General features: G+C 73.7%; 2 protein-coding genes. One reads left to right on the top strand and one right to left on the bottom strand.

Going from position 1 to position 1,004, the window contains the following annotated elements:
- Positions 1 to 363 (bottom strand): MFS transporter (locus CCN56_RS27125; RefSeq protein WP_143664635.1); only part of this gene is annotated, 363 nt, incomplete at its 3' end.
- Between the two features lie 246 nt (positions 364 to 609).
- On the opposite strand from CCN56_RS27125, the gene CCN56_RS27120 reads away from it, so the two are divergent.
- On the top strand, positions 610 to 1,004 hold a 395-nt coding region (locus CCN56_RS27120; protein ID WP_256962171.1), incomplete at its 3' end, for a glutamate--tRNA ligase family protein.

Here is a 1,004-nt window from a genome sequence, read left to right as displayed (position 1 = left end):
GAGCGCGACGGCGGCGGTGGCGGCGGCCGGGGTGAAGAGGCCCGCTCCGACGCCGGCGAGGGCGCGGGTGCCGAGGAGCACGGCGTACGAACCGGCCAGGGCCGTACCGGAGTTGGCGAGGACGAAGACGACGAGCGCGGCGACGAGGACGGTACGGGTGCCCCAGCGGGCGAGGACGACCGAGAAGAGCGGCGCGGCCAGGGCGTAGCAGAGGGTGAAGGCGGTGACGGACTGGCCGGCGAGGGGGACGGAGACGTCCAGGTCGGCGCCCATGTCGGGGAGGAGTCCTGCCATCGCGTAGGCGTCGGTCCCCATGGCGAAGGAGCCGAGTGCGAGCAGGCCCACCGCGCGCGTGCCGCCCATCACACCCCCTTGTGGTCGTCGTACGGAACGGTCGCCGTACGGAACGGTCCCCGTACGGAACGGTCCTCGTACGGAACGGTCCTCGGGACGCTACTGACCCCCGGCGCCCCCGGGGGCCCACAAGGCCGAAGAGGGTTCGGAGTTCCGCAGCCTCGCGCCCTCGGACCCCTCGAAACGGCCGGTCACCGACCTACGGTGGGTCTCTCCAGGAACCAGGCACTCCAGGAACCCAGGAGGGAGTCCACCGTGCTCGACCTGTCCGTCATCAACGCGATGTTCCCGCCCGACCTCCCGGAACCGGCCGACTGGGAGCGGCGGTTCGGGCCGCGCGCCCTGCCGGACGGCGCCGAGGTCACGCGCTTCGCCCCGAGCCCCACCGGACACCTGCACATCGGCGGCCTCTACACGGCGACCGTGGCCCGGGCGCTCGCCCGCCAGTCGGGCGGGGTGCACGTGCTGCGCGTCGAGGACACCGACCGCTCGCGCCGAGTGGCGGGCGCGGCCGAGGAGTTCTCACGCCTCCTCGGTGCCTTCGGGCTCGCGCCCGACGAGGGCGGGGTCGCCGGGTACGGGGCGTGGGGCCCGTACCTCCAGTCGGAGCGCCGGGAGATCTACCTCAGCCATGTCCGCGAGCTTCTGAG

The organism is Streptomyces sp. NRRL B-24572, from assembly GCF_002156145.1.
In the GTDB taxonomy this organism is placed as follows: domain Bacteria; phylum Actinomycetota; class Actinomycetes; order Streptomycetales; family Streptomycetaceae; genus Streptomyces; species Streptomyces vietnamensis.
The sequence above is the reverse complement of the archived record's forward strand: the minus strand, read 5'-3'. Positions and strand labels throughout refer to the sequence as shown.